This is a genomic window from Pantoea sp. AS142 (genome assembly GCF_037152305.1).
In the GTDB taxonomy this organism is placed as follows: domain Bacteria; phylum Pseudomonadota; class Gammaproteobacteria; order Enterobacterales; family Enterobacteriaceae; genus Pantoea.
In genome coordinates this window covers 1-20,630 of the sequence record NZ_JBBCMO010000006.1, presented here as the reverse complement: position 1 = coordinate 20,630, position 20,630 = coordinate 1, and the positions used below count along the sequence as shown (strand labels likewise).

Genomic DNA, 20,630 nt, shown 5'->3' with positions numbered 1-20,630 from the left:
CGACTGTGTCCCTTACTCCCACTTCCGATCAGCCGCTCTATCAGCAGCTGGCAGAAAGCTTCGCTGAGGCAATCCATCAGGGCACGCTGAAACCCGGTAAACGCCTGCCAGCGATCCGCCGCGTCGCCCAGTCACATCAGGTCAGTGTCAATACGGTGCTGAATGCCTGGCAGCTGCTGGAAGATCGCGGGCTGATTGAGGCGCGTCCGCAATCGGGCTATTACGTGCGCGGCGTGTTGCCCGCCGTGACCCGTCACGGTCAGCATAAAACCCGGGTACGCGACCCCAGCAGCAGCAAGCTCGACCTGATCGATAAGGTATTTGCAGCGCAGAATCATCCCGACTACATCAATATCTCCCTGGCCTGTCCACAGGATAGCGAGCTGTTTCCTGCGGCGCGCATCGCCCGAATTACTGCCTCACTGCTGCGCCGCTATCCCAGCATGATTGGGCGCTATGCGCTTCCGCCCGGTAGTGAGCGCTTACGGGAGGAGATTGCGCGACGGGCACTTCACGCCGGACAGACGCTCACAGCCGATGAGATAACCCTGACTCATGGCTGCATGGAGGCGCTGCAGCTGGCGCTGCGTGCGGTGACGCAGCCCGGCGATTGTGTCGGGCTGGAGTCGCCGACCTACTTCTTCCTCTTTCCGCTGCTGGCTTCGCTGGGTCTTAGAGCGCTGGAAATTCCTACCGATCCACAGAATGGTCTGTCGCTGGATGCGCTGGAGATGTTGCTTCAGGAGCAGCGTATTAAGGCGCTGATTGCCATGCCGAGCGCGCAGAACCCGCTGGGCTGCGGCATGTCGCTGGCGAATAAGAAGCGGCTGGCAAAGTTAGTGAATACTTACCACGTCCCGCTAATAGAAGATGGGCTGTATGACGAGTTGCAGTTCGACTGGCCGCTCTCGCCCGCCGTAAAAGCTTTTGATCGCGATGGCTGGGTGATCTACTGCACCAGCTTCACTAAAACCGTGGCACCCGATTTTCGTATTGGCTGGACCGCCGCCGGACGTTTTCATGATGCGATTGCCCGACTGAAAGCGGTGTCGTCGATGGCCGAATCCGCCCTGCTGTCCGAAACGCTGGCGGAGTTTCTCGCTTCCGGTGGTTACGACCATCATCTGCGTACCCTGCGCCGCCGCTATGCAGCCAATCTGGATGAGGCGCGTGGTCTTATTGCCCGTTACTTCCCACGGGGTACCCGCGCCACGCTGCCGCGTGGTGGCTTTGTCTTCTGGGTCGAGTTACCGGGCGGCGTAAATACCACCGAAATGTTTGATCGCCTGCTGCAGGAGCAGATTTGCGTCACGCCCGGTGCGCTCTATTCACTGAGCGAGCGCTACAACCATGCGCTGCGCCTCTCCTGCTGCTATCCGTTTGATGCACACTACACCCGGGCGATTCAACGCACGGGCGAAATCGCCTGTGAACTAGCGGGCGTGCCGTGCGGTGAGGCTCAGGGTGTGCCGTTGCGGCCCCAGACGGTATAGCCGTGACGTTCCGTCAGGCGCTCGTAATAGGTGCGTACCGCCGGATAGTCGGGGTGATCGAGCGGGGTTTCAAACCAGCGGTTGACTGCCAGACCTATCGGAATGTCGGCCAGGGTGAAATTACGTCCGGCAACGTAGCGGCCGGTTTTTTCCAGCTGCTGATTAAGGATGCTCATGGTATGCGCCCAGCCTTTGCTGGCCGCGGCCAGCAGACGCGGATCCTGATGAGCCGGTGAGTTTCGCACCAGCGACATAAATGCGTAGCGCCATGAGGTGTTGAGTTCGGTGGATTGCCAGTCCATCCACTGATCGACAGACGCACGCGTTTGCGGATGGTAAGGATAGAGCCATTCGCCGCCGTAGGCGCTCGCCAGATAGCGCAGGATGGCATTGGATTCCCACATCACAAAGTCATCATCTTTCAGCACCGGCACCATCGCATTCGGATTAAGTGCCATAAATTCGGGCAGATGCGTTGAGCGGAAACCGTCGCCCCACTCTTCGCGCTGGTAATCAAGGTCAAGCTCGTCACACAGCCATAATACTTTACGCACGTTGATTGAGGAGGCGCGTCCAAGGATCGTTAGCATTCACAGTCTCCGGTAAAATTTTTAACTTATTGATAACGCTGTTAGCTGTTATAAGCAATCATCCGGCAGAGAAAAGGCCACACTGAACCCAATCAGCAAGGAGTCACAATGAAGGTCGCGTTTAAACAAGTCGATGTGTTTACCTCATCAGCCTTTAATGGCAATCCGCTGGCGGTGATTATGGATGCTCAGGGGTTAAGCGACAGCCAGCTGGCGGCGATTGCCCGCTGGACTAACCTGTCAGAAACCACCTTTGTTCTGCCCCCCCAGCACGAAGAGGCGGACTATCGGGTGCGTATTTTTACCGTGGAAGGCGAACTGCCGTTTGCCGGTCATCCGACGCTGGGCACCGCGCACGCGCTGCTGGAGGCGGGCTGGCCGACGCGTACGCCGGGTGAAATCGTGCAGGAGTGCGGCGTCGGTAACGTGACGGTGAAGATTAATGAGGCGGGCCTGGCATTTGCCGCGCCTGCTGCCACCCTGATGCCATGGCAGGATGCGCTGATGGGTAACGCCCTGAACAGCGATGCTTTCGATTTAACGCAAAGCCCGACGGTCGTGGATATGGGGATTCGCTGGCTGCTGGTACCGATGATCAACGCCGAGGCAGTACTGGCACTGCAGCCCAGCGTCAGCGATTTGCAGCGTCTGATTAAGCACGCGGGTGTGACAGGTGTGATGCCGTTTGGTCGTTTACCCTCGGGTGAGAGCGAACAGTATGAAGTGCGTGGCCTGCTGGTCGAGAATGGCAGCCTGACAGAAGATCCGGTAACCGGCAGCGCTAACGCCTGTCTGGCACGTTACTTTGCCATGGAGGGGCAGACTACCTCCTATCGCGTACGCCAGGGTACCGCCCTGCAGCGTGCTGGTCGGGTGAACGTGACCTTTGCCGGTGAGACCATCTGGATTGGCGGCAATACCGTCACCGTGATCGACGGTACCATTACGCTGTGAAAGGCGGCGGCGTCAGCGGACAGGCTGGCCGCGACGCCGCCAGCGGTTAAATTCCCTGCCCGCCTGAAGCTTCGATACGCTGCGCGGTGATCCAGCCGGTTTCGTCACTGAGGATCGCGCTGATAGCGTCGCCGATATCATCGGGCAGTCCAACCCGGCCCAGCGCCGTCAGTCCGGCAATCTGATCGTTAATTTCGCGGGTATCGCGCACCCGGCCACCCCCAAAGTCGGTCTCTATCGCGCCGGGTGCCAGGATATTGACGCGAATGCGCCGTTCGCCCAGCTCTTTCGCCTGGTAGCGCGTCAATACCTCCATCGCCCCTTTCATCGATGCATAAGTCGAAGATCCCGGATAGACCAGCCGGGTAAGACCGCTGGAGATATTCAGGATGCGACCATTGTCGTTGATCAGCGGCAGCAGCTTCTGGGTCAGGAAGTAAGGCCCTTTGAAATGTACATTCACCAGCGCATCGAATTCCGCCTCGGTGGTGTCGGTAAACGGCTTGTAGTGTCCGTGTCCGGCATTGTTCACTAAATAGTCAAAACACTCACGCTGCCACTGCTGTTGCAATGCCTCTTTCACCTGGCCGATAAAGCGATCGAACTGACTGGTTTCGCCAACATCCAGCGCCAGCGCTACTGCACGTCGCCCCAGAGCCTCAATTTCCCTGACGACCGCCTGCGCCTCATCGGCATGGCTGCGGTAAGTCAGGATAATATCAGTGCCTCTGGCAGCCAGTTTCAACGCGCTATTCCGGCCCAGACCTCGGTTTGCACCGGTAATTAACGCCACTTTCTGATTCATTGCTCGCACCTGTTGAAAAATTGAACACCTGTTAAGGATATTCGCCAACTATTGATCTATAAACAGTGTTAAACGCGCATCACTGTTTCAATAAAAACAACAATCGGTGAACAACATGGACAAAATTCACGCAATGCAGGTGTTTGTGCGGGTGGCCGAAATGGGCAGTTTTACCCGCGCGGCAGAGAGTTTAGGCGTGCCAAAAGGCAGCGTATCGCGACAGATACAGGCGCTTGAAAATCAAATGGCAACACGTTTGCTGCATCGCACCACGCGCCGGGTGCAACTCACCCAGGATGGATTAGTCTATTACGATCGCTGTCTGGATTTATTGTCGATGATTGATGATATGGATAGCCTGTTCCAGCACGAGCCCGCCTCGCTCAGCGGTAAACTGCGGGTTGATATGTCGGTGGCGATGGCTACCGGTTTCATCCTGCCACGGCTGCCTGAATTTTTGCAGCACTATCCCGGCGTCGAGATTGAACTGAGCAGCAGCGACCGTCAGGTAGATGTGATCCGCGAAGGGTTTGACTGCGTCATCCGGGTCGGTGAACTCAAAGATTCTGGCCTGATTGCGCGAAAAATTGGCACCCATACCTTGATTAACTGCGCCAGTCCTGGCTACCTTTCGCGGTTCGGCATGCCTATAAGGCTGGAAGAGCTGTCGCAGCATGCGATGGTGCATTACAGCCAGCAACTCGGTCAGGCATCACCGGGTTTTGAATATTTTGATGGCAGGCAGTGCCACTATGTTCATACCGGCGGCGTAGTAACGGTGAACAGCACCGAAACCTATCGCGCCGCCTGTCTGGCGGGATTAGGGATTATCCAGGTGCCTGCCGCCGGGATTCAGACACTCCTGGAAAGGGGTGAACTGGTGGAAGTGCTGCATCGCTTTCCCGCCAGACCGATGCCGATCCATCTGCTCTACCCGCACCGGCGCAATGTGGCGCGTCGCGTGCGGGTATTTATGGAGTGGCTGAGTCAGGTGTTACAGGAGTACGTCACCTGAACGGCTATACTTTGATTTTAATGATAAACAGGACAGTGAAGGTCTATGACAGACAAGCAGGAAAACCCGCAGGATAGGCAGCCGCAAAAGCCGCTTATCGATATTAAAACTGGCAACGAAACCGTTGATCAATCGATTGTACGCGTGTCACGTTTTGCCGCCTGGTTTCAGGCTATTCCGGCGGTGGCGCATTTTATTCGCGCCCTTGACCGCTTTAACGATCGGCTCGGCAGCCAGTTTGGCGCGGCCATTACCTATTTCTCTTTTTTATCGCTGATCCCCATTCTGATGGTGTCGTTTGCCGCCGTGGGTTTTGTGCTGGCATCGAATCAGGATCTGTTGACCGATATCATCAACAAAATCGTCAGCAGCATCAGTGACCCGACCCTGGCGACCACGCTGAAGAATACGGTGAATACCGCCATTCAGCAGCGTGCCACTGTAGGTATCACGGGTTTACTGCTGGCGCTTTACTCCGGTCTTAACTGGATGGGTAACCTGCGTGAAGCGATTCGCGCCCAGTCGCGCGACGTGTGGGAACGGAAACCGGATGACAAGGAAAAGATCTGGAAACGCTATATCCGCGATCTGCTGTCGCTGGCTGGTTTGATGCTGGCGCTGGTGATTACGCTTTCGCTGACGTCGGTGGCCGGTTCTGCGCAGGCCACTATCGTGAGTGCGCTGGGGCTGGATGGCATCGAGTGGTTACGTCCAGCCATGACCATTATCGCCACCTCGATTTCCGTTATGGCTAACTATCTACTTTTCCTGTGGATTTTCTGGATCCTGCCGCGTCATAAACCGCGTAAGAAAGCGCTGTTCCGCGGTACCCTGTTGGCAGCAATTGGCTTTGAGGTGATCAAGTTTGTAATGACGCTGACGCTGCCCAAGCTGGCGACCTCACCTTCAGGTGCGGCATTTGGTTCCGTGCTCGGCCTGATGGCGTTTTTCTACTTCTTCGCCCGTCTGACGCTGTTCTGTGCGGCATGGATCGCCACGGCCAAATATAAAGACGATCCGCAGATGCGTGAAGCGGGCAGCGCATCACGACACAAATCATAGTAATCCGTTAACAACAGCGGAAAATGTCTCCCCTCGGCTATTTTTTAATCAGATAACAGGATGAATAGCTGAGGGGTCACTTTTATTTAGCCCTTTCTTAGAGTATCCCGCCAGATATCGTCCGGTTTACCCCGGTATCACCCGGCATTCATCGCACCACAGAAATTATCCTCTTTTTACCCGCCAAAGCCAGACGCGGCGCGGGTTTTCATCATTGAATGCGCTCTGGCAGATGCGTAAGATTCTTTGTCTGTATTTACAAATAAGAAACAGTCATGCAAGCCTCCCTCACAGACACACTCGACAAACAGCAGGATCCCACACCGGTTAACTCACGCAGTAAAGTGGTGATTGCTTCACTGGTCGGTACGGCCATCGAGTTCTTCGACTTTTATATTTATGCCACTGCCGCGGTCATTGTTTTCCCGCACATTTTCTTCCCGCAGGGTGATGCGACCGTTGCCACACTCCAGTCGCTGGCCACTTTCGCTATCGCCTTTATTGCGCGTCCGATTGGCTCTGCCGTATTCGGTCACTTCGGTGATCGCGTGGGGCGTAAAGCCACGCTGGTTGCCTCGTTGCTGACCATGGGTATCTCCACCGTGGTGATCGGCCTGCTGCCCGGCTATGAAACGATTGGCGTGATGGCCCCGCTATTGCTGGCGCTGGCGCGTTTTGGTCAGGGACTGGGACTGGGCGGTGAATGGGGCGGCGCGGCGCTGCTGGCAACTGAAAATGCCCCGGCGAAGAAGCGTGCGCTCTACGGCTCCTTCCCTCAGCTGGGCGCGCCAATTGGCTTTTTCTTTGCTAACGGCACTTTTCTGTTGCTCTCCTGGCTGCTGACCGACGAGCAGTTTATGCAGTGGGGCTGGCGCGTGCCGTTTATTCTCTCCGCTGTACTGGTGCTGATTGGCCTGTATGTGCGCGTGTCGCTGCATGAGAGTCCGGTGTTTGCCAAAGTGCAGAAAGAGAAGAAGCAGGTTCGCGTGCCGATTGCGGCGCTGCTGGGCAAGCATCTGACTGCCACCATTCTCGGCACCTTTATCATGCTGGCGACCTATACGCTGTTCTATATCATGACCGTCTATTCGATGAGCTATGGCACCACGCCAGCACCAGCGGGTCTGGGCATTCCGCGTAACAGTATGCTGTGGATGCTGATGCTGGCGGTGATTGGCTTTGGGGTGATGGTGCCGATTGCCGGTTTGCTGGCCGACCGTTTTGGTCGCCGCAAGACAATGATTACCATTACATTGATGATTATCGGGTTTTCGTTCCTGTTCCCGGCGATGCTCGGTTCCGGTTCACAGGCGCTGGTGATGGCGTTTCTGCTGCTGGGCCTGAGTATTATGGGGCTGACGTTTGGCCCGATGGGCGCGCTGCTGCCAGAGCTGTTCCCGACGGAAGTGCGTTATACCGGCGCATCGTTTTCCTATAACCTCTCTTCGATTCTGGGTGCCTCTGTTGCGCCTTATATCGCGACCTGGCTGAATGCCAATTATGGTCTGCAGGCAGTGGGGCTGTATCTGGCGTCGATGGCAGTGCTGACGCTGATTGCGTTGCTGGCCTGTAAAGAGACGCGTCACCAGACATTATATGATGTTTAATCCTGTTGGATGAAAGTCAGTGAAACCCGGCAGCCGCCGGGTTTTTTTATGGCGCAGGCTTACAGAGTACAACCGCTCTGAAGGGCTAAACAAAGCATCGCCTTATGTTCAGGTGCCAGGCTCAGGGAGCATACGCCCTTCGCAAAGACGCAAAACCCGCCATCCCTGGCCCGCTATGCTTTGCTACAGGCGTATGCTCCCATCGCTTTAAGTAGAATGTTGTCTGGTCTAAAAAACTGAATCGCATTTAAATGTATAAAAACTGAGGCAGGGTAATTCTTACAGCAATTAAGAAGTCAGAGGGCACTGGCAACACGGGCAGAAGAGGAAAGCGTCCCGCGCCAGGGACGGCGCGGGACGAGCGGCCAGGGATTGGCTTAAGCGCCTTTCCGATCTGACCGTGTTGCCTGTGCAGGCTCGTTCTCACAGCGAGGCAGGCAGTGCAGGCAGGCACCGTTCCACCAGCGAACTTCTCAGGCATTGTTCCCAAACAATAAACCCCGGCAAGCCGGGGTTTATTTTGCTGAAAACTGTGAAGAAAACTATTAGCCCGCGACAGCGATACGCTTCATATCGGTCATGTAGCCACGCAGTTTGCGGCCAACAGTTTCAATCGGATGCTGGCGAACGGCTTCGTTAACATCACGCAGCTGCGCATTGTCAACCTGCGTGCCTTCAACCGCTTTGCCCAGATCGCCCGGTTGCAGTGTGGTCATGAACTCTTTCAGCAGCGGCACCGCGGCGAAGGAGAACAGGTAGTTACCATATTCGGCGGTATCAGAGATGACCACGTTCATTTCATACAGGCGCTTACGGGCAATGGTGTTCGCGATCAGCGGCAGCTCATGCAGTGATTCGTAGTAAGCAGACTCTTCAATGATGCCGGCGTCGACCATCGTTTCAAACGCCAGCTCAACGCCCGCTTTAACCATCGCAACCATCACTACACCTTTGTCGTAGTACTCCTGCTCTTCGATTTTGCCTTCGTACTGTGAGGCGGTTTCGAAAGCGGTCCGGCCGGTCTCTTCACGCCAGGTCAGCAGGTTTTTATCATCGTTGGCCCAGTCAGCCATCATGCCGGAAGAGAATTCGCCGGAAATGATGTCATCCATATGTTTCTGGAACAGCGGTGCCATGATGGTTTTCAGCTGCTCTGACAGCGCATAGGCGCGCAGTTTTGCCGGGTTAGAGAGGCGATCCATCATCAGGGTGATACCCCCAAACTTCAGTGACTCGGTGATGGTCTCCCAGCCGAACTGGATCAGTTTTTCTGCGTAAGCGGGTTCGGTACCTTCAGCCACCAGCTTATCGAAGCAGAGCAGTGAACCGGCCTGCAGCATGCCGCACAGAATAGTCTGCTCACCCATCAGGTCAGATTTCACTTCTGCAACGAAGGAGGACTCCAGCACGCCAGCACGATCGCCGCCGGTCGCTGCTGCCCAGGCTTTAGCAATCGCCATACCTTCGCCTTTTGGATCGTTTTCAGGGTGAACCGCGATCAGCGTTGGGACACCAAAGCCACGTTTGTACTCTTCCCGCACTTCCGTACCTGGGCACTTCGGTGCCACCATCACCACGGTGATGTCTTTACGGATGCTTTCGCCCACTTCAACGATGTTGAAACCGTGCGAGTAACCCAGCGCAGCGCCATCTTTCATCAGCGGCTGAACAGCCTGAACCACTGCAGAGTGCTGCTTGTCTGGCGTCAGGTTAACGACCAGGTCCGCCTGCGGGATCAGATCTTCGTAGGTACCCACTTTGAAACCGTTATCGGTCGCTTTGCGCCATGAAGGGCGTTTCTCCGCAATCGCTTCGGCACGCAGTGCATAGGCGACATCCAGACCGGAATCACGCATGTTCAGACCCTGATTCAGGCCCTGCGCGCCACAGCCAACGATAACGACTTTTTTGCCCTTCAGGAAGCTGGCACCGTCCGCGAATTCATCACGCGCCATGAAACGACATTTGCCTAATTGTGCCAGCTGGTTGCGCAGGTTCAATGTGTTGAAATAGTTAGCCATGGGTACTCCGGTAAGGTTGTGTTTGCTTTTTTTGTTCAGGAACGGCGTATCATGCAGCGCCGCGAATGACCCCATCATATGACAGGAATTCTGTTGCTTAAATTGATATATTAACAACGTCACATTGCAATAAATGCAACACCACCCAGAGGCGACGCGCACATGGATTTACGGGATCTGAAACTGTTTCTTCATCTGGCTGAAAGCTGCCACTTCGGGCGCAGCGCGCGTGCGATGCACGTCAGCCCTTCCACGCTGTCACGCCAGATCCAGCGGCTTGAAGACGATGTCGGCCATGCGCTGTTTCTGCGTGATAACCGCACCGTGACGCTGACGGAAGCGGGCGAGCGCCTGCGTCAGTTTGCCCAGCAGACGCTGTTGCAGTATCAGCAACTGCGCCATGTGATGGATCTTAATGGTCCGTCGCTCAGCGGCGAGTTACGCCTGTTCTGTTCGGTAACGGCGGCCTATAGCCATCTGCCACCCATCCTCGACCGCTTTCGCGCTGAACATCCGCAGGTGGAAATCAAACTGGATACCGGCGATGCAGCGGATGCGGTGGAAAAAGTGCACTCTGGCGATGCCGATCTGGCGATTGCCGGACGTCCTGAAACCCTGCCCGCCAGCATTGATTTTATGCCACTGGGGCTGATCCCGCTGGTACTGATCGCGCCCGCACTGCCCTGTGCCGTTCGCACCCAGGCTACACAGCCGCAGCCCGACTGGTCAAAGATTCCGTTTATCCTGCCGGTGCAGGGACCGGCACGGCGGCGTATCGATCTCTGGTTCCGCCGCCAGCGCATCCCGAATCCGGTGATTTACGCCACGGTGTCGGGCCACGAGGCGATTGTCTCGATGGTGGCGCTGGGATGCGGAATTGCGTTGTTACCGGATGTGGTGCTGGAAAACAGCCCGGAACCGGTGCGTAACCGCGTGCTGATGCTGGAAAATGTTGAATCCGTCGCGCCGTTCGAACTGGGCATCTGCGTGCAAAAAAAGCGGCTCGGGGAGCCGCTGATCAGTGCCTTCTGGAGCCAGCTTTAATCAGTTGCCTGACAGGAAGAAGCGAAACGCCGGGTTATGACTTTCGTCATGAAAGTCATAACCCAGATCGGTGAGATGCTCTTCGAAGCGCGGCTCATCGCTGCCGAGTTCAAAAGCTGCCAGTACACGACCATAATCGGTGCCGTGACTGCGATAATGAAACAGCGAGATATTCCAGTGGGTGCCCAGCGTTTGCAGAAACTTCAGCAACGCACCAGGTGCCTCCGGGAATTCAAAGCTGAAAAGTCGTTCACGCAGCGGCTTGGAGGGACGTCCGCCTACCATATAGCGCACGTGCAGTTTCGCCATCTCATCATCTGAAAGATCGACCACCTGATAACCGCCGCTGGTGAGCTCGCTGATGATTTCGCTGCGCTCTTCCACGCCGCGGGTCAGACGCACGCCAACAAAGATGCAGGCTTTGTCCGCATCGGCGTAGCGGTAGTTGAACTCAGTGATAGAACGTCCGCCCAGCGTCTGGCAGAAGCGCAAGAAGCTGCCCTGCTGTTCCGGGATTGTCACGGCCAGCAGCGCTTCACGCTGTTCGCCCAGCTCACAGCGCTCAGAGACGTAGCGCAGGCCGTGGAAATTGACGTTGGCCCCGGATAACACATGCGCCAGCCGCTCGCCTTTGATCTCGTGCTGCTGGATATACTTTTTCATACCCGCCAGCGCCAGCGCGCCAGACGGCTCCGCCACGGCGCGAACATCTTCAAACAGATCTTTCATCGCGGCACAAATGGCATCGCTGTCGACGGTGATGATGTCATCAATGTAAGCCTGACAGAGCCGGAAGGTTTCGCTGCCAATCCGTTTTACCGCCACCCCTTCGGCAAACAGGCCCACACGCAGCAAATCGACCGGATGACCCGCTTCCAGCGCCGCTTTCAGGCAGGCTGAATCTTCTGACTCTACCGCAATCACTTTGATTTGTGGCATCAGCTGCTTGATCAGCACCGCGACGCCGGCTGCCAGCCCGCCACCGCCAACCGGGACAAAGACCCGGTCGAGATGCGCATCCTGCTGCAGCAACTCCATCGCCAGCGTGCCCTGTCCGGCAATTACGGCCGGATGGTCAAATGGCGGCACAAAGGTGTAGCCACGCTGTTCAGCGAGTTCTATCGCTTTGGCTTTTGCCTCATCAAAGTTGGCCCCAAACAGGAAAGCCTCACCGCCAAATGCGCGCACCGCATCAACCTTGATGTCTGCCGTCGCCAGCGGCATCACAATCAGTGATTTGATGCCCAGCTTAGTGGCGGAGAGCGCCACGCCCTGCGCATGGTTACCGGCTGACGCCGTCACCACGCCGCGCGCTTTCTGCTCTTCGTTCAGACCGGCAATCATCGCGTAGGCACCGCGCAGCTTGAAACTGTGCACCGGCTGACGATCTTCCCGCTTCACCAGAATGGTGTTGCCGAGACGCGATGAGATTTTTTCCATAACCTGCAGCGGCGTCACCTGTGCCACTTCATACACCGGTGAACGCAACACTGCGCGCAAATACTCGGCGCCACAAGGCGCCTCGGGTAGCGGTTGAGACTCGGCCATTGTTAGCCTCCCAGCTTGCTCTTATCGCGGACGGCACCTTTGTCAGCACTGGTCGCGAGTAATGCGTAGGCACGCAGCGCAAAGGAGACTTCACGCTGACGATTGACCGGCGTATACGCCGCATCGCCACGTGCCTGCTGCTCTTCACGACGGGCGTGCAGTTCGTTATCCGGCACGGCGAGTTTGATACCGCGGTTAGGGATATCGATTTCGATGGTGTCGCCATCTTTGACCAGCGCAATGGTGCCGCCGTTGGCTGCTTCAGGCGAGGCGTGACCGATAGAGAGGCCCGATGTGCCGCCCGAGAAACGACCGTCGGTGATCAGTGCGCAGCTTTTGCCCAGCCCCATCGATTTCAGATAAGTGGTCGGATAGAGCATCTCCTGCATGCCTGGCCCGCCTTTTGGTCCTTCGTAGCGGATCACCACCACGTCTCCCGCAACCACTTTACCGCCCAGAATTGCTTCAACAGCGTCATCCTGGCTTTCATAGACTTTGGCCGGGCCGGTGAAGGTCAGGATCTCTTTGTCTACGCCCGCAGTTTTTACGATACAGCCATCTTCCGCGATGTTGCCGTAGAGCACGGCCAGACCGCCATCCTGTGAGTAAGCGTTTTCGCGTGTGCGAATACAGCCCTCGGCACGGTCATCATCCAGCGTTTCCCAGCGGCAGTTCTGCGAGAATGCCTGGGTAGTACGGATGCCCGCCGGGCCCGCGCGGAACATATCTTTTACTGCCTGATCTTTGGTCAGCATGATGTCGTACTGATCCAGCGTTTCACGCATCGTCTGCTGCAGGATGTTGCGCGCGCTGCTGTCGAACAGACCTGCGCGATCCAGCTCGCCCAGAATCGCGAAAACGCCACCGGCGCGATGCACGTCTTCCATGTGGTATTTCGGGGTACTTGGCGCGACTTTACAAAGCTGAGGCACTTTACGTGACAGGCGATCGATGTCGGAGATGTTGAAGTCGATGTCGCCTTCCTGTGCCGCCGCCAGCAGGTGCAGCACAGTGTTGGTGGAGCCGCCCATGGCGATATCCAGCATCATGGCGTTCTCGAAAGCGGCCTTGTTCGCGATGTTACGCGGCAGCATGTTGACGTCATCCTGCTCGTAGTAGCGCTTGGTCAGACTGACGATGCGCTTACCGGCATTGATGAACAGCTCTTTGCGATCGGCGTGCGTGGCCAGCAGTGAACCGTTGCCTGGCTGCGACAGGCCGAGTGCTTCGGTCAGGCAGTTCATCGAGTTAGCGGTGAACATACCGGAACAGGAGCCGCAGGTCGGACAGGCAGAGCGTTCGATCTGCTCACTGTCGGCATCGCTGACGTTCGGGTTGGCACCCTGAATCATCGCATCCACCAGGTCCAGCTTGATGATCTGATCAGAAAGCTTGGTTTTACCCGCTTCCATCGGGCCGCCTGAAACGAAGATCACCGGGATATTGAGGCGCAATGACGCCATCAGCATACCAGGAGTGATTTTGTCGCAGTTAGAAATACAGACCATGGCGTCGGCACAGTGCGCGTTGACCATGTATTCGACCGAGTCAGCAATCAGCTCGCGCGAAGGCAGTGAATACAGCATGCCGCCATGCCCCATGGCAATACCGTCATCCACCGCGATGGTGTTGAACTCTTTAGCCACACCGCCTGCCGCTTCAATCTGCTCGGCAACGAGTTTACCCAGGTCGCGGAGGTGAACGTGGCCCGGTACAAATTGGGTGAATGAGTTAACCACAGCGATAATCGGCTTGCCGAAATCGTCGTCGGTCATTCCTGTCGCGCGCCATAAGGCACGGGCACCCGCCATATTACGGCCGTGGGTGGTAGTGGCGGAACGGTACTTAGGCATGCTCTATTTACTCCAGTAAGAATAAGCTCGCGGACGTCAGATGACGCCCGCGCTGTATCTGATTATGGGTTAACCGGATCTAACCAGCCCCATTTGTCTTCGGTTTCGCCGGTGAACAAGCCAAAGAAGGCCTCCTGGATGCGTTTGGTCACCAGGCCACGTTTGCCTTCGCCAACCTGAATGCGATCAACGCTGCGCACCGGTGTAATTTCTGCGGCGGTGCCAGACATAAAGACTTCGTCTGCCAGGTAAAGCGATTCACGCGACAGGGTCTGCTCACGCACGTCAATGCCCATATCACGCGCCAGCGTGATGATGGCATCGCGGGTGATGCCCGGCAGCGCTGAAGAGGTAAATGGCGGGGTAAAGAGCACGCCATCTTTGACTTCAAACAGGTTTTCGCCTGCACCTTCTGAGATCAGGCCATTGGTATCCAGCGCGATGCCTTCCTGATAGCCATGACGACGGGCTTCGCTGCCCACCAGCAGTGAGGAGAGGTAGTTACCGCCCGCTTTAGCGGCTGTTGGCAGGGTATTCGGTGCTACGCGGTTCCATGAGGAGACCATGGCATCGATGCCATTCTCCAGGGCTTCAGCGCCCAAATAAGCGCCCCACGGGAATGCAGCGATGATTACGTCGGTGGTGAAGCCGTCTGGCGGATTTACGCCCAGACCCACATCGCCGACAAAGGCCAGCGGACGGATATAAGCACTTTTCAGTTTGTTCACGCGGATGACTTCGCGGCACGCTTCCATCAGCTCATCAACGCTGCTTTTAATCGGGAAGCGGTAAATTTTGGCGGAGTCGTGCAGACGTTGCATGTGTTCGCGATGGCGGAACACAACCGGTCCTTTGTGAGAGTCGTAGCAGCGCACGCCTTCAAACACCGACGTACCATAGTGCAATGCGTGGGACATGACGCTGACCTTCGCCTCTTCCCACTTAACCATCTCGCCATTGAACCAAATAAAGTCTGCTTTCTTCGTGCTCATTGTTATTTCCTCTCGCGGCTAAGCGCGGATTTGTTGTGTTGTCTGTTGTTGAATCTGAACGCATGCGACGTCGATCAATTTGCTTAACTGCGAAGACAGTAAATCGACGGGGCGCTGACTGGCAACGGTCAATTCAATATTAATGTTTTCGGCGTCGGCGACTGAGGCCATGTTCATAGAACAGACCTGAAAACCGCGGTGACGCACGACGCGTAAAATGCGCTCCAATATTTCAGGGCGGAAACGGGCTTCGATAGACAATTGATGCTGGTTCATACGGTTTTCTCCATCATGTTTGCATTACTGGCACCCGGCGGTACCAGTGGCCAGACGTTTTCATGCTCATCAATTGCAACATGCAGGAAGTAAGGACCTTCGCTGTTCAGCAGAGCATCAAGGGCGGCGTCGACCTGATCTTTACGGGTAATGCGCTGGCCGGGAATATTGAAAGCGCTGGCCAGCGTGAGGAAGTCGGGGTTGTCAGACAGATTGGTTTCACTGAAGCGACCGTCGAAAAAGAGCTGTTGCCACTGGCGCACCATGCCCAGACGCTGGTTATCCAGCAGCACGATTTTGACCGGCAGCTTGCCGCGCTTGATAGTGCCCAGCTCCTGGATATTCATCATGATGGAGCCATCGCCAGAGACACAAATAACCGTGTCTTCCGGGCGCGCAACCTGTGCACCGATAGCGGCAGGTAAACCAAAGCCCATGGTGCCTAAACCGCTGGAGGTGATGAAGTTCTCCGGCGCGTTGAATGCCATGTGTTGTGCTGTCCACATCTGGTGCTGACCGACGTCGGTAGTTATCACGGCCTTGGCCGGTTTGCGATCGGAAAGCTGCTTAAGCAGCAGCGGTGCATAGATTGCGTCGCCCGGATGGTCGTAGCGCCATGGGTGACTGGCTTTAAGCGCTTTCACCTCTTCACGCCAGGCGTCGATAGGCAAAGGCTGGCTCAGGGCAGGCAGTAGTTCGTTGAGATCACCCTGTAAAGAGACGTGCGCGCGACGTAATTTGTTTAACTCGGCGGGATCGATGTCGAGATGAATCACGCTGGCGTGCGGTGCAAAGGTGTCCAATTTGCCGGTCACACGGTCGTCAAAACGGGCGCCGACTGCAATTAGCAGGTCACACGCCTGTACGGCAAAGTTGGCGGCTTTGGTACCGTGCATCCCCAGCATACCAAGATAGACGTCATTGTGGGGGTCCACACTGCCCAGCCCCTTCAGGGTAGCCACAGCCGGGATGCCGGTCTCTTTTGCCAGTGCCCGCAGTGCCGGAACAGCCTGTGCCAGACCGACACCGCCGCCGACGTAGAGCATTGGCTTCCTGGCCTGCACCATCAGGGCGCGTGCTTCGTGAATGGCCTGATGCGGTAGCGCGTTTCTCTCTTCCACCGTGACCAGATGCGGTGCGGGTTCACCCTGTGCAACCTGAATATCTTTCGGGATATCAACCAGTACCGGACCGGGGCGGCCCGACCGCGCCAGCGCAAAGGCTTCTGCCATGATGGCGGGCAGCTCATCCAGCGACGCCACCAGGAAGCTGTGTTTGGTGCAGGCTAGTGAGAGTCCCAGTACGTCGATCTCCTGAAATGCATCGGTGCCGATGAAGGCAGAGGAGACCTGACCGGTAACCGCAACGACCGGAACCGAATCCATCATGGCATCAGCCAGGCCAGTGATCAGGTTTGTCGCGCCAGGACCGGAGGTGGCAATACAGACGCCGGTTTTGCCGGTTGAACGTGCATAACCAATCGCTGCCATTACAGCGCCCTGCTCGTGACGACACAACAGGTGTTCCACGCCGCCATCGTATAGCGCATCGTATACCGGCATGATTGCGCCACCAGGGTAACCAAAAACGGTATCAACACCCTGTGCGCGTAAAGCCTGAACTACCCACTGTGCACCTGTCATCGCTATTCTCCTGTGTCCTGACCGGAACAACAGAATTTTATGCTACTGTTCATTGTTTGTTCCTTGTGGATTTACTGATATTTCCTCGGGTCGAAAAAAAACCCCCGGACCTTTCGGTGCGGGGGTTTTTTCGGATTCGAGGCTTGATTTTTAAGCCTTTCTTTCTCCAAGCGTTGCCCCGCACGGTAGGTTAATAACCACCACCACGCTAATCACGACCAGGCTAATCACTTGTAGAAGGGCTTTCATGTGTTATTCAATTCTTTGTAGTGTTCGAAGTAATGCCTACAGAGTTATCATAGTCAGGGGGCATGACACAACTTTTTTTGCAGGTTTTTTTTAGTGCGAGGCGCTTAATCACGGCTTATCAATCTGTAATAAAAGAAATAATTACATGATGATAATTATTCATCACTTTAGTGACGTAATAATATCTTGGTGAATTTGCGTACAGTCTCGCAACATTTTAAGGCGCCGTGAAAAACCTTCTGATGAGTTGTGCATTAACCCGAACGTTGCCGATCATGCTCTCGCTTTCCGTTAACACTGTCACCAGACTGACGGCAACAAGGAGCGAGTATGTCATTGTCAAAAGTACTGACTCGGGCAGCATTGGGAGTGGAAGCCCCGCTGGTGACCATCGAGGCACACATCAGTAACGGGCTGCCTGCATTAACGCTAGTCGGTCTGCCTGAAACTACGGTGAAAGAGGCGCGTGAGCGGGTACGCAGCGCCATTATCAACAGCGGTTTTACCTTCCCGGCAAAGCGCGTTACCATTAATCTGGCACCGGCGGATTTACCCAAAGAGGGCGGCCGGTATGACTTACCCATGGCGATCGCCATCCTGGTCGCCTCTGAGCAGCTTCCGGCCGACAAGCTGATGCACTATGAGTTTCTGGGTGAACTGGCACTCGACGGAGCCCTATGCAGTGTACAGGGCGCGATTCCAGCAGCTATGGTGGCCATTCAGGCTGGACGGCAGCTGGTTCTCTCTACTGATAATCAGTGTGATGCCGGACTTATCCGTCAGGGATCGTCGCTGGTTGCCTCTCACCTCAGCGAAGTGTGCGCTTTTCTGCGCAATGAACTCACATTACCGATGTCCCAGTACCCTGAGCATCTGAGTGAGGTGTCTGCTGACGATCTCGCTGATATCATTGGTCAGGAACAGGGACGCAGAGCACTGGAGATCACTGCGGCTGGCGGGCATAACCTGCTGCTGATTGGGCCCCCTGGCACCGGTAAAACCATGCTCGCAACCCGACTTCCCGGCATCATGCCTGCTTTAAGCGATCAGGAAGCACTGGAGTGTGCAGCAATCGCTAGCCTGGTGAACAGCAGTACCCTGCACCGACAGTGGCGCACCCGGCCTTTCAGGTCGCCTCACCACAGCGCCTCTCTCTATGCTTTGATTGGTGGCGGCTCACTGCCACGGCCCGGAGAGATCTCCCTGGCACATAACGGCGTGCTTTTTCTGGATGAACTACCGGAATTTGATCGCAAGGTGCTGGACTCTTTGCGTGAGCCATTAGAGTCGGGCGTCATCGCCATTTCACGTGCCCGGGCAAAAGTCACCTATCCGGCACGATTTCAGCTGATTGCTGCGATGAATCCAAGTCCAACCGGGCATTATCAGGGACAGCATAACCGCTGCTCGCCCCAACAGGTGCTGCGTTATCTCAGTAAGCTATCGGGCCCTTTTCTTGATCGTTTTGATCTTTCGCTAGAGGTACCGCTATTGCCCAGTGGCATGCTCAGCGGTCAACGTCCCACAGCAGAAGCTTCTGAGCAGGTTCGTCATCGGGTGGTCGCCGCGCGTGAGCTTCAGCTGGCTCGCGCAGGCAAAATTAATGCGCATTTAAACAACGCAGAGATTATGCGCTGGTGCCAGCCTGCTAAAAAGGATGCGGAGTGGCTGGAATCAGTGCTGGAGAAGCTGGGGCTATCTGTCCGAGCCTGGCAGCGGATTTTAAAAGTGGCACGTACCGTGGCCGATCTGGCTGGGGATGGAGACATCACACGGCACCATCTGCAGGAAGCAGTCAGCTATCGCACTATTGATCGATTAATGATTCATCTGCATAACAGCCTGCAATAAAAAAGGGGCTTTCGCCCCTTCTCTGTTAATCGTCGCTGTCGGTAAAGTCTTCAACGGTGTCCATCTGCGGTTTACCGCCAGACAGCGTATGAAAACGTTTAGGACGCTTAATGCGGGTCATATATTTAGACCATACACGTTCAGCTTCTGTTTGCGGCTCACGCACACCACGACACACTTCAATAAACAAACGTTCTTCTTCTGTTGCAGGCTCACGCTTTGATAAATCCAGCTCATTAAAGGCGAAACCGTGGCGTTCAAGAAGCTGAGCTTCTTTAATAGTAAAGTCACCGTGGCGTGAGAAACCACGCGGGTAATGTTTGTTATCAAAGAAACGATTCTCTGTTGAGAAGCTTTCCGCCATGTTACACGCTCCTGATTTTCTAATGCCGTGCTGTTAATGGCGCGGAGTATTAGATAGGCTTGACAGAGTGTAAAACAAAAGATTTAAATCTATACGACAAACATTTTTTGGGAGAACGCTGTGGATACGGAATTACTGAAAACTTTCCTGGAAGTGAGCAGAACACGCCATTTCGGCCGTGCTGCAGAAGCACTTTACCTCACGCAATCTGCTGTCAGTTTTCGCATCCGTCAGTTAGAGAATCAGCTTGGCGTTAATCTTTTTACCCGACATCGTAATAACATACGCCTTACGGCCGCCGGAGAGCGGCTGCTTCCCTATGCTGAAAGCCTGATGAGCACCTGGATGATGGCGAAGAAGGAGGTCTCTCACACTCAGCAGCACCATGAGCTTTCAATCGGTGCCAGTGCATCGCTATGGGAGGCTTATCTGACGCCATGGCTACAGACGCTATATGAGAATCGGGAGAGTCTACATTTAGAAGCGCGGATAGCACAGCGACATCTGCTGGTTAAGCAGCTCCATGAACGCCAGCTGGATCTGTTGATCACTACGGAAGCGCCTAAAATGGATGAGTTAACCAGTCAGCAGATTGGTCATATTTCACTGGCCCTTTTCTGCGCCCGGCAGAGCGAGAAGCGGGAAAATTACGATTACATTAAGCTAGAATGGGGAGCAGATTTTCATCAGCATCAGAGCTACCTCTCCGGAGCTGATGATGTGCCGGTACTGACCACCACGTCGGCACATGTCACCCGTGAACTGCTGCATACGACCGGAGCGTGCGCATTTCTACCGGACTTCTGGCAGAGCGTATACAGTGAGTTAATGGTGATCCCGGATACGCCTGTCGCCGTTCGTCCGCTCTATGCTGTCTGGTTGCAGAACAGCGATCAGCAGGCACATATTCGCCAGTTGCTTAAATTCCCGATTCTGGTCAGGCAAAATAGCTGAATTTGCAGGCAAAGAGGTAAGCAGGGAAGATCAGAGGCCAGTTAGATTTAGCTGGTTTTCTTTTTTGCTTTTTTAAAGACAAAAAAAATCCTTTGCCGAAGCAAAGGATCGTTTTCTGGCAGGGGCGGAGGGACTCGAACCCCCAACACCCGGTTTTGGAGACCGGTGCTCTACCAATTGAACTACGCCCCTAATAGGGTGGCGGAACGGACGGGGCTCGAACCCGCGACCCCCTGCGTGACAGGCAGGTATTCTAACCAACTGAACTACCGCTCCACCGGTTCTTTCACGGCATCAGCCACTTGCTGA

The 20,630-nt window shown here is 55.5% G+C and carries 18 protein-coding genes and 2 tRNA genes; 8 read left to right on the top strand and 12 right to left on the bottom strand.

Going from position 1 to position 20,630, the window contains the following annotated elements:
- Positions 1-5 precede the first annotated feature (5 nt).
- Positions 6-1,493: an aminotransferase-like domain-containing protein gene (locus WFO64_RS12440; RefSeq protein WP_337012108.1), complete on the top strand. Its 1,488-nt coding sequence runs from the start codon at positions 6-8 to the stop codon at positions 1,491-1,493.
- Here WFO64_RS12440 and WFO64_RS12435 read toward each other — a convergent pair.
- On the bottom strand, positions 1,460-2,083 hold the full coding sequence (locus WFO64_RS12435; protein WP_337012106.1) for a glutathione S-transferase family protein: 624 nt from the start codon (positions 2,081-2,083) through the stop codon (positions 1,460-1,462). The two genes, WFO64_RS12440 and WFO64_RS12435, sit on opposite strands and share 34 nt — an antisense overlap.
- A gap of 108 nt (positions 2,084-2,191) precedes the next feature.
- On the opposite strand from WFO64_RS12435, the gene WFO64_RS12430 reads away from it, so the two are divergent.
- Positions 2,192-3,037 (top strand): PhzF family phenazine biosynthesis protein, encoded by an 846-nt coding sequence (locus WFO64_RS12430; protein WP_337012103.1) that lies wholly within the window; start codon positions 2,192-2,194, stop codon positions 3,035-3,037.
- A 46-nt stretch (positions 3,038-3,083) separates the two neighbouring features.
- Here WFO64_RS12430 and WFO64_RS12425 read toward each other — a convergent pair whose 3' ends face one another.
- Positions 3,084-3,842 (bottom strand): SDR family NAD(P)-dependent oxidoreductase, encoded by a 759-nt coding sequence (locus WFO64_RS12425; RefSeq protein ID WP_337012101.1) that lies wholly within the window; start codon positions 3,840-3,842, stop codon positions 3,084-3,086.
- Between the two features lie 115 nt (positions 3,843-3,957).
- Here WFO64_RS12425 and WFO64_RS12420 point away from each other — a divergent pair, with 115 nt between their 5' ends.
- From WFO64_RS12420 to WFO64_RS12410, 3 genes are all read left to right on the top strand, one after another.
- Positions 3,958-4,857 (top strand): LysR family transcriptional regulator, encoded by a 900-nt coding sequence (locus tag WFO64_RS12420; RefSeq protein WP_279771831.1) that lies wholly within the window; start codon positions 3,958-3,960, stop codon positions 4,855-4,857.
- Between the two features lie 45 nt (positions 4,858-4,902).
- Entirely contained in the window at positions 4,903-5,919 is a 1,017-nt protein-coding gene (yhjD, locus tag WFO64_RS12415; RefSeq protein ID WP_337012098.1) for an inner membrane protein YhjD, read from the top strand.
- A gap of 275 nt (positions 5,920-6,194) precedes the next feature.
- Positions 6,195-7,526, top strand: coding sequence for an MFS transporter (locus tag WFO64_RS12410; RefSeq protein ID WP_337012096.1), 1,332 nt, complete (start codon positions 6,195-6,197; stop codon positions 7,524-7,526).
- Between the two features lie 545 nt (positions 7,527-8,071).
- On the opposite strand, the gene ilvC is transcribed toward WFO64_RS12410, so the two are convergent.
- Positions 8,072-9,547, bottom strand: coding sequence for a ketol-acid reductoisomerase (gene ilvC, locus WFO64_RS12405; RefSeq protein ID WP_337012094.1), 1,476 nt, complete (start codon positions 9,545-9,547; stop codon positions 8,072-8,074).
- A 162-nt stretch (positions 9,548-9,709) separates the two neighbouring features.
- Between ilvC and ilvY the strand changes: the two genes are divergently transcribed.
- Positions 9,710-10,591, top strand: coding sequence for an HTH-type transcriptional activator IlvY (gene ilvY, locus WFO64_RS12400; protein ID WP_337012092.1), 882 nt, complete (start codon positions 9,710-9,712; stop codon positions 10,589-10,591).
- On the opposite strand, the gene ilvA is transcribed toward ilvY, so the two are convergent.
- The 6 genes from ilvA to ilvL form a co-directional block, all read right to left on the bottom strand.
- Positions 10,592-12,139 (bottom strand): threonine ammonia-lyase, biosynthetic, encoded by a 1,548-nt coding sequence (gene ilvA / locus WFO64_RS12395; protein ID WP_337012090.1) that lies wholly within the window; start codon positions 12,137-12,139, stop codon positions 10,592-10,594.
- 2 nt (positions 12,140-12,141) lie between these two features.
- On the bottom strand, positions 12,142-13,992 hold the full coding sequence (gene ilvD / locus WFO64_RS12390) for a dihydroxy-acid dehydratase (protein WP_337012088.1): 1,851 nt from the start codon (positions 13,990-13,992) through the stop codon (positions 12,142-12,144).
- A 62-nt stretch (positions 13,993-14,054) separates the two neighbouring features.
- A complete protein-coding gene (locus tag WFO64_RS12385; RefSeq protein WP_337012086.1) occupies positions 14,055-14,984 on the bottom strand; it encodes a branched-chain amino acid transaminase in 930 nt (309 codons plus the stop codon).
- An 18-nt stretch (positions 14,985-15,002) separates the two neighbouring features.
- Entirely contained in the window at positions 15,003-15,260 is a 258-nt protein-coding gene (ilvM, locus tag WFO64_RS12380; RefSeq protein WP_337012084.1) for an acetolactate synthase 2 small subunit, read from the bottom strand.
- On the bottom strand, positions 15,257-16,903 hold the full coding sequence (gene ilvG / locus WFO64_RS12375; RefSeq protein ID WP_337012082.1) for an acetolactate synthase 2 catalytic subunit: 1,647 nt from the start codon (positions 16,901-16,903) through the stop codon (positions 15,257-15,259). The genes ilvM and ilvG overlap by 4 nt, the downstream gene beginning before the upstream one ends.
- Before the next feature lie 150 nt (positions 16,904-17,053).
- Complete coding sequence (gene ilvL / locus WFO64_RS12370) at positions 17,054-17,152, bottom strand: ilv operon leader peptide (protein WP_072101316.1); 99 nt, start codon at positions 17,150-17,152, stop codon at positions 17,054-17,056.
- A 330-nt stretch (positions 17,153-17,482) separates the two neighbouring features.
- Here ilvL and WFO64_RS12365 point away from each other — a divergent pair, with 330 nt between their 5' ends.
- Entirely contained in the window at positions 17,483-19,003 is a 1,521-nt protein-coding gene (locus WFO64_RS12365; protein WP_337012080.1) for a YifB family Mg chelatase-like AAA ATPase, read from the top strand.
- 25 nt (positions 19,004-19,028) lie between these two features.
- Here WFO64_RS12365 and WFO64_RS12360 read toward each other — a convergent pair whose 3' ends face one another.
- Positions 19,029-19,367 carry a DUF413 domain-containing protein gene (locus WFO64_RS12360; RefSeq protein WP_010253568.1) on the bottom strand — a complete coding sequence of 113 codons (339 nt, stop codon included), beginning with the start codon at positions 19,365-19,367 and terminating at the stop codon, positions 19,029-19,031.
- 120 nt (positions 19,368-19,487) lie between these two features.
- Between WFO64_RS12360 and hdfR the strand changes: the two genes are divergently transcribed.
- Complete coding sequence (gene hdfR, locus WFO64_RS12355; RefSeq protein ID WP_337012078.1) at positions 19,488-20,321, top strand: HTH-type transcriptional regulator HdfR; 834 nt, start codon at positions 19,488-19,490, stop codon at positions 20,319-20,321.
- A 116-nt stretch (positions 20,322-20,437) separates the two neighbouring features.
- Here hdfR and WFO64_RS12350 read toward each other — a convergent pair.
- Together WFO64_RS12350 and WFO64_RS12345 are read right to left on the bottom strand one after the other, a co-directional pair.
- Positions 20,438-20,513, bottom strand: a tRNA-Trp gene (locus WFO64_RS12350).
- A gap of 7 nt (positions 20,514-20,520) precedes the next feature.
- Positions 20,521-20,597, bottom strand: a tRNA-Asp gene (locus tag WFO64_RS12345).
- Positions 20,598-20,630: the final 33 nt, after the last annotated feature.